The organism is Nocardia sp. NPDC057353 (assembly GCF_042667085.1).
Classification (GTDB): Bacteria; Actinomycetota; Actinomycetes; order Mycobacteriales; family Mycobacteriaceae; genus Nocardia.
The window spans coordinates 1-7824 of record NZ_JBHVAK010000117.1; the positions used below are offsets into that span (position 1 = coordinate 1).

Genomic DNA, 7824 nt, shown 5'->3' on the forward strand with positions numbered 1-7824 from the left:
CCGCGCCGCCGCCGGCTCGAGCCGGACGAGCGGCGCGCGCAGATCCTGGCGTGCGCGATCGACATGTTCGGGGAGCGGCCGTACGCGGCCGTCTCCACCGCCGAGCTGGCGCAGCGCGCCGGGGTCGCGCGCGGGCTGATCAACCACTACTTCGGCAACAAGCGCGACCTCTACCTCGCGGTCGTGCGCCGGATGGTGACGCTGCCGCACCGGGACGAGATGGTGGTGCCGACCGGCTCCCCGCGGGAGCGGGTCGGCGCCAGCGTCACCTGGCTGCTGGACACCATCGCCGAGCACGGCAGCACCTGGGTCAAGGTCACCAGCCACGAGGGCGTCGGCGAGGACCCCGAGGTCCAGCAGATCCTGGACCAGGCGGACGACGCCGCCGCGGACCGGCTGCTCTCCATGGTCGGGCTCGGCGAATCGCCGCGCGGCGAGGAACTGCGCGCGGTGGTCCGCGCCTTCGGCGGGCTGGTGAAAGTCGCCGGGCGGGAGTGGATAACGCGGGGCTCGCTGGAACGTGACCAAGTCCACATTCTGCTGACAGATGTGCTGCTCACGCTGGTGACGACGACGATGCCGGAGATCGATCGGCCGCGGAAATAGCGACCGTTCCCGACCGCTTGTCGGTTTCCTCACCGGCTATCGGGCATTAGCCCCTATTCTTCTCCGTTATCGGGGCGTTATCGGGGAACTTTCGCCGCGAGACGAGGTGAGAGGGACCAGATGGCACGGACCGATCGTTGGGCCGAGGACCGCCGCGCGGAGTACCGCTACGGCGACCGCTGGAACGAGGAGGACCGCGACGAGCGGCCGTCCGGCCAGTGGCCCCGGGTCGAGGACGACGAGGACGACAACCGCGGCCCGCTGGTCAACCCCTACGCCGTCATCGCGCTGGTCGGCGCGCTGCTGCTGCTCTTCCCGATCGCGCTGGTCTTCGGGCTGATCGCCTTCGCGCACCCGCGCGGCAAGACCATGGCGGTCTTCGCGCTGCTGCTCGGCAGCGCCGAGGCCGCGGTGCTGGCCGGGCTCTTCGTGCTCGGCGGCTCGGCCTGGGACGACGTGCTCGACCGCGCGCAGAACACGGTGCGCGACACCAGCCAGACCACGGTGGTGAGCCTGCCGCAGGCGCCCGCGCCCACGCTGCCCGGCACGGTCGCCGCTCCGACCGCGGGCGACGCGGGCCCCGGCGCGCCCGAACCGGACCCCGGCGCCCCCGAGCCGGTCGCGACCGTCGCACGCGACGGCGCCTCCTGCGCCGAGGTGCCGGTCGGCGCCATCGGCACCACCGCCGAGGGCGAGACCATGCTCTGCCTCGCGGGCGCGAGCGCGCAGACGTGGACCGGCCCCTACACCATCAACACCACCGTGCAGCAGCCCGGCGGCAGCTGCGACCCGAGCCGGGGGAAGTCCGCGCGCACCGGCGACAACCGTGCGCTGATCTGCGAGAGCGGGTCGCGCGGGACGGTGTGGGGGCTCTGGACCAGCGAGTAGTCAGCCGGTCGTGCGGGCGGTCAGGTCGTCGAGCAGGATCATCACCTCGCCCGCCCGCGGCACCACCTCGACCAGCCGCACCCGCAGCCCGCGCACCTCGGCGCCTGCCAGCGGCTGCACCGGCTCGTGCTCGATCCGCTGCCACTCCCCGGTGGCGGGCACCAGGCCGAGCGGCACCTCGCAGCGCGCGCCGTCCGCGGTGACCAGGTCGACCGAGACCCGGATCCCGGCGTGCGGGGAGCGGACGTACACGCCGACCGCCGACACCGCACCGCTCAACGCGAACGCCGGATCCGGCTGCGCGGCCAGCTCGATCTCCAGGTCGTTCGCCGCGTCCCGCACCAGCAGCACCAGCGCGCGCCGGTCCGCGCCCCGGCTGCCGTCGGCGTAGTCCACCGGCGGCTTGCTCGGCGCGCCCTCGGCGAAGGTCGTCAGGTGGGTGCGGCCCGCCCCGGCTCCGGATACCGTCCAGCGCACGGTGGTCTCGAAGTCGTCGAGGAGCACCTCGGTGGTCTCCGGCATCGTCTGCGTCCCTTCGTCGTTCGCCGGATTCCGCTCCGGTCCGCCTGCACCCTATCGCCGGGTCAGCCCTCGCGGCGGGCCTTGCTCGGCTGCACCCGCGGCGGCTCGTTCGGCATCTTGGGGTAGTTGGGCGGCCAGGGGGCGTCCATCAGGCCGTCGGCGAGGTCGCGCTCGGACCACTCGAGCAGGGTGGCGATGGACTGCGGGGTGCGGTCGGCCCACGGGTCGCCGTGCGCGGCGAGCAGGGCGGGGGCGGTGGCGATGGTGAGCTCCTCGGGGACCACCGTCTCCAGCGCCTCCCAGGTGATGGGGGTCGAGACCTGGGCACCGACCTTGGGGCGCACGCACCAGGCGCCGAAAACCGTCTTGTGCGGGGCGTTCTGGTTGTAGTCGACGAAGACGCGGCGGCCGCGCTCCTCCTTCCACCAGGCGGCGGTGATGGTCTCCCCGTGCCTGCGCTCGAGTTCGCGGGCGAGCGCGACGGCGGCGGCGCGCACCTGGTAGGCGTCCCAGCGCGGTTCGAGGTCGATGTAGAGGTGCAGCCCGCGCGAGCCGGAGGTCTTGATCCAGGTGTCCATGCCGAGCTCGGCGCAGAGCTCGCGGACCCGCAGTGCGGCGGTGCGCAGCTCGGCGAAGCCGATGCCGGGGGAGGGGTCGAGGTCGATCCGCAGCTCGTCGGCGATCGCCAGGTCGGGGACGTGGTGCGGCCAGACGTGGAAGCCGAGGCAGCCCAGGTTCACCGCCCACAGCACGTGCGCGAGGTCGTGCGCGACGAGCGCGTCGCCGGTGGTGCCGTTCGGGGTGGCGACCTGCACGGTGTGCAGCCAGTCGGGGGCGTTCGCCGGAACCCGCTTCTGGAACCAGGACTTGCCGGAGGCGCCGTCGGGGTAGCGCTCCAGCATGAGCGGGCGGCCGCCGATGGCGCGCAGCAGCGGCTCGGCCACCGCCTCGTAATAGCGCACCAGGTCGAGCTTGGTCTCGCCGCGCTTGGTGAAGTACACCTTGTCCGGGTTGCTGACGGTCACGGTGCGGCCGCCCGCCTCGATCTCGATTCCCTTGGCGCTCACCGGGTCTCCTCGCGGAAGAGGGCGTGCAGCTCGGCCGGGGCCACCTCGTCGAGCTGGGCGTAGGTGCAGGACTCCGGGGTGCGGTCGGTGCGGAAGCGGACCAGCCTGCCGCCGTGCCGCAGCCGCCCGGACTGCACGTGCTCGTAGCGCACCTCGGCGACCAACTCCACCCGCAGTGCCTCCCAGGAGAGGTCCTTGCCGCCGGTCCAGCGGCTCACCCCGCCGGGCATCTTGCCCTCGGCGGCGGCCTGGGCGGCGGCGTCCGCCCACTCCTTCCACGGGTGCGCGGCGAGCGCGTTCTCCCGCAGCGGGGCCAGCTCGTCGACGAGTTCGCGGCGCCGGGCCGCGGTGAAGCTGCTGGCCACGCCGACGTGGTGCAGCCTGCCCTCGTCGTCGAAGAGTCCGAGCAGCAGCGAGCCGACGCCCTGGCCGTCCTTGTGCCAGCGGAACCCGGCCACCGCGCAGTCCGCGGTGCGCTCGTGCTTGACCTTGCGCATGACCCGCTTGTCCTGCTGGTAGGGCTCGTCGTCGCGCTTGACCATGACGCCGTCGAAGCCCGCGCCCTCGAACCGGGTGAACCAGTCCTCGGCGACATCGGGGTCGCGGGTGATCGGGGTCAGGTGCACGCGGGCCAGGGTGGTGTCGAGGATGCCCTCCAACCTGCGCCTGCGCTCGGCGAAGGGCAGCTCGGTGAGGTCGTCGTCGCCGAGCGCGAGCAGGTCGAAGGCGACGAAGCTGGCCGGGGTCTCCTTCGCCAGCTTCGCGACCCGGGAGGCGGCGGGGTGCAGCCGATTCTGCAGGGTGTCGAAGTCGAGGCCGTCGTCGGTGACCACCACGATCTCGCCGTCCAGCACGCAGCGCGGCGGGAGCGCCTCGGCCAGCAGCTCGGCGACCTCGGGGAAGTACCGGGTGAGCGGCCGGTCGTTGCGCGAGCCGAGCACCACCTCGTCCCCGTCGCGGAACACCACGCAGCGGAACCCGTCCCACTTGGGCTCGAAGGCGAGCCCCGGCTCGCGCGGGACGGCCGGGGCCGTCTTCGCCAGCATCGGCCGTACCGGTGGCATCACAGGAAGATCCACGCAACCTCCTCAGTCCTACGACAAGACGGCCCGGTGCCGGGAAAGTCATCGGTGCGGGCTCGATCGTAGGTCGGATGACCGACAGGCCGGGGGAGGTGCGGCCGGGTCTTACCCCTCCAACCATCCGTGTTGCTCGGCGAACTCGGTGAGCCGGTCGCGGATGGTGAGGATCTCGCCCGCGGTGAGTGCGGGGCTCGCCTCCAGCAGGAGTTCCGTCACGAGACGTTTGTGCTCGTCGGCCCCGAGCGGCCCGGCGGCGCGATCGCGGCGTTGCTGCCGCGGTGCGGGGGCGGGCGCGGGGCCGGTGGCGGTGAGGTTGACCGCCTTGGGCCCGCGGTCGCCCTCGGTCATGTCGAACTCGAAGACCCGGCCCTGGCGCAGCTCGTCCTCGTCCAGGCCGATGTCGTTGACGTGGACGAAGACGTCGGGGCCGCCGTCCTCGGGGCGGATGAACCCGAATCCACGTGTGGCGTCGAACGACACCAATTTCCCGATGGCCACCAACTCGCTCCTCGCCGTCGCCGTGCGGCCACTGTAGCCCGGAGGGCAGTGCGGGGCCGGGGGAAAGGCGTCTTCGGGCGGGCGCGGCGGGTTCAGTGCCGGTAGAGCGTGCGGTAGGCGGTGATGGTGGCCACCAGGTGGTCGGTCATCTGGTCCCTGGTGGCGCGCAGCGACCCGTTCAACCAGGCCGAGAAGACCCCGGCATTGCCGCTGGCCATGGCGACCGCGGCCAGCCTGCGCCGGACCGGGTCCGCTATGTGCGCGAAGAGGTGGTCCTGCAGCAGCCGGGTGAAGGCGGGCATGACCGCGATCGTGGTCTGCCCGAGCCCGGTGCTGGAGTACGGCTCGACCAGGAAGAGCCGCGACTTGCGCGGGTCGTCGAGCACCTTATCCACCAGCAGCTCGGAGAGCGCCCGGTCCCTGGACGGGTCGTCGGCGACGGCGAAGGCGGTCATCGGCTCCAGGAACTCCTCGGCGACCTGCCGGTACAGCACGTCGAGCAGTTCGTCGCGGCCCGCGAAGCTCTCGTAGAAGTAGCGGTCGGTGAGCCCGGCCCTGCGGCAGACGGCCCGCATGGTGACCCCGCCCGCCCCGGACTCGCCGATCAGGTCGAGCGCCGCGTCCAGCAGACCGGCGCGGCGCGCCTCCCTGCGCTCGGTCAGGGTGGTCCCACCCCAGATCCGGGCCCCCGTCTCGTCGGCTGGTCTGTCGGTCTGCACGGCCTCACCCTAGTCGGTGGCGGCGGGCGGCCCGGGTCGGCGGCCCCGCGCGCACCCGGCAAACGGTCCTGGGCGCCGATTCAACATACCGAGCGGAAGGTTTTCATCGGGGCCCTCGGAAATCGGCGAGCACATTCTCAATAATTTAAACCGACCGGCTGGAATTGTTCTACCCGGGTGAACACGGAAAATCGAAAAACCAGCAGGCGTGCCGAATTCGAGAAACGGCTATTCGTCGTCCAGGCCCGCCGAGAGATAGGCCGCCGCGGCGAGCCACTGGCGACAGCGCGGGCCGTGCGCGTCGTGCGCCCGCAGCATCTCCCGCGCCTGTCGATAGGTGAGCCCGTGCGGCTCGGAATTGCAATCCGGCACAGTCGAATCCGGCACCGGGCGCGGCAGCTGCGCGCCGATCGCGGTCGCCCCGGCGATCGCGATCCGGTGGGAGGTTCGGAATGGCTGGCTCATCTGGACCGCCCCTCGCTTCTGGCTTCGGGAGGCGTCGACACCAGCGGAAACGGCCCGCCGGGCCGAGATGGAGATACCGCGTGCCTCCCCGACTTTCGAGGATGAGTTTTGCATCCATCGCTTACAAATGCAAGTACATCTGTACGAACGACCAGGACTCGTGCCGGGCATTCCGAGGCGGCGATCGCCGTTGTGCGTCTTGCCCTTCCGGCTCCGCCACGCCCCGCGGGCCGAGCGGCGCGCGACGGGCCGAGCGACCTCGAGCGTACCGGCGCCGCGGCGGCCGCCGCCGTGCGAGAGTGACCGGATCCGCCACGATCGCGGATCGTTTGCGGCGCGGCGGGTTTGGGATACATCCCGGCGGGCGGGGAACCCGGGAGCTGTGGGCGCGCGGGATTCGGCCGGGACAAGGGCACTTGATCCGAGATTCCGCCTGGCAGTGGCGACATGCGGGTAAACGCCAGGTCAACGACGTTCCCCGAGACCGCCCCCGGCGGGGGCCACCGTGCTACAGTCCGGATCGTGGGTGCAGATGCAAGAACGTTTGCGTGTGCATCTGCAAATTCTGACGATCTGTCGTGCGAAAACAGGAGACGGAGAATGTCTGCAACATCGGTGCGTGCAACGGAGCGGCCGGCCGACGACGCGTGGAAGAAGAGCACCTTCAGCAATCCGAGCGGGAACTGCGTGGAAGTCGCGGAGACCAGCAACGGCATGGTGGCGGTGCGCAATTCGCGCGAGCCGGACGGTGCGGTGATCTACTACACCCGCCCGGAGATCGACGCGTTCGTGCGGGGCGCGAAAGCGGGAGAGTTCGACTATCTGACCGCCTGAGCGGTAGCATTGGCGATCGGTGCGGTGTGCCCCACGGCTCGAAGGGTGTTCGGCGAGTAAGGCTGTTCGTGCAAACGAGAAAACAGCGGAAACTCGGAGCGGTGGTGGCACACTGTGGGCTATCCCCGAGTATCGGAGAAGAACCTCCATGATCGCTGAACCCGACGGCTTCGATGAAACCGACGGCACACCCGGCTCCGGCAGCCTCGACGGCGCCGCGGCCCCCGGATCCACCGGCCGCGGCATCTCCGCGTCCGATCGCGGGCCCACCGTCCTGCGGATCGCGCTCGGTGGCCAGCTCCGGAAGCTCCGGGAGCACAAGAACATCACGCGTGAGCAGGCGGGGGAGCACATCCGCGGTTCGCACGCCAAGATCAGCAGGCTGGAGCTGGGGCGCACCGGCTTCAAGGAGCGCGACATCCGCGATCTGCTGACGCTCTACGGCGTCACCGATCGGGCCCGGCGCGACGAATTCCTCGAGCTCGCCCGCCAGGCCAACGAGCCCGGCTGGTGGCACCACTACAGCGATCTGCTGCCCTCCTGGTTCGGCACGTACCTCGGGCTGGAGCAAGCGGCGAGCAAGATCCGCACCTACGAGGCGCACCTCATCCCCGGGTTGCTGCAGACCTCGGACTACTCCCGCGCCGTCGTCTCGCTCGGCTACGAGGACGCCAACACCGACCGCAGGGTCGACATGCGGATGCGCAGGCAGGAGATCCTGACCCGCACCGACCCGCCGGTGGTCTGGGCCGTGGTGGACGAGGCGGCGCTGCACCGCCCGGTCGGCGGCCCCGCCGTGCACCGCGCGCAGATGGAGCACCTGATCCGGCTCGCCGAGCTGCCCAACGTCACGCTGCAGGTGCTGCCCTACACCGCGGGCGAGCACGCCGCGGCGGGCAGCTCCTTCAGCATCCTGCGCTTCGCCGAGCAGGAGCTGACCGACGTCGTCTACCTCGAGCACCTGACCAGCGCGCTGTACCTGGACCGCAGGCAGGATCTGGCGCTGTACCTCTCGGTCATGGACCGGCTGAGCGTGCAGGCCGCGACGCCGGAGGATTCGCTGCGACTCTTCGCCGAGTACGCGGAGAAGGTCGACCCGCGCTAGGAGCTTCATCCCGAACCAGCGCCGCACCGGTGAAACCG

10 protein-coding genes are annotated in these 7824 nt (G+C 71.2%); 4 read left to right on the forward strand and 6 right to left on the reverse strand.

Translation table 11 applies throughout. The features are described from left to right. On the forward strand, positions 1-606 hold a 606-nt coding region (locus tag ACFUUZ_RS31280; RefSeq protein WP_378702582.1), incomplete at its 5' end, for a TetR/AcrR family transcriptional regulator. A gap of 120 nt (positions 607-726) precedes the next feature. Continuing rightward, positions 727-1494 (forward strand): hypothetical protein, encoded by a 768-nt coding sequence (locus ACFUUZ_RS31285; RefSeq protein ID WP_378702584.1) that lies wholly within the window; start codon positions 727-729, stop codon positions 1492-1494. Here ACFUUZ_RS31285 and ACFUUZ_RS31290 read toward each other — a convergent pair whose 3' ends face one another. The 6 genes from ACFUUZ_RS31290 to ACFUUZ_RS31315 form a co-directional block, all read right to left on the reverse strand. Beyond that, positions 1495-2016 carry a hypothetical protein gene (locus ACFUUZ_RS31290; RefSeq protein ID WP_378702586.1) on the reverse strand — a complete coding sequence of 174 codons (522 nt, stop codon included), beginning with the start codon at positions 2014-2016 and terminating at the stop codon, positions 1495-1497. It abuts the gene before it with no gap. Positions 2017-2078: 62 nt separating this feature from the next. Further along, positions 2079-3083: a non-homologous end-joining DNA ligase gene (ligD, locus tag ACFUUZ_RS31295; RefSeq protein WP_378702588.1), complete on the reverse strand. Its 1005-nt coding sequence runs from the start codon at positions 3081-3083 to the stop codon at positions 2079-2081. Then, positions 3080-4162, reverse strand: coding sequence for an ATP-dependent DNA ligase (locus ACFUUZ_RS31300; RefSeq protein WP_378702590.1), 1083 nt, complete (start codon positions 4160-4162; stop codon positions 3080-3082). The genes ligD and ACFUUZ_RS31300 overlap by 4 nt, the downstream gene beginning before the upstream one ends. Positions 4163-4270: 108 nt before the next feature. Then, positions 4271-4663, reverse strand: a complete 393-nt coding sequence (locus ACFUUZ_RS31305; protein ID WP_378702592.1) for a cold-shock protein — start codon at positions 4661-4663, stop codon at positions 4271-4273. A gap of 92 nt (positions 4664-4755) precedes the next feature. After that, on the reverse strand, positions 4756-5382 hold the full coding sequence (locus ACFUUZ_RS31310; RefSeq protein WP_378702594.1) for a TetR/AcrR family transcriptional regulator: 627 nt from the start codon (positions 5380-5382) through the stop codon (positions 4756-4758). A 228-nt stretch (positions 5383-5610) separates the two neighbouring features. Next, the gene (locus ACFUUZ_RS31315; protein WP_378702596.1) at positions 5611-5847 is read right to left on the reverse strand and encodes a hypothetical protein; all 237 of its coding nucleotides are present in this window, start codon (positions 5845-5847) and stop codon (positions 5611-5613) included. Between the two features lie 600 nt (positions 5848-6447). Here ACFUUZ_RS31315 and ACFUUZ_RS31320 point away from each other — a divergent pair. Further along, complete coding sequence (locus tag ACFUUZ_RS31320) at positions 6448-6681, forward strand: DUF397 domain-containing protein (protein ID WP_378702598.1); 234 nt, start codon at positions 6448-6450, stop codon at positions 6679-6681. A 148-nt stretch (positions 6682-6829) separates the two neighbouring features. After that, positions 6830-7786: a helix-turn-helix domain-containing protein gene (locus ACFUUZ_RS31325; protein ID WP_378702600.1), complete on the forward strand. Its 957-nt coding sequence runs from the start codon at positions 6830-6832 to the stop codon at positions 7784-7786. Positions 7787-7824 lie beyond the last annotated feature (38 nt).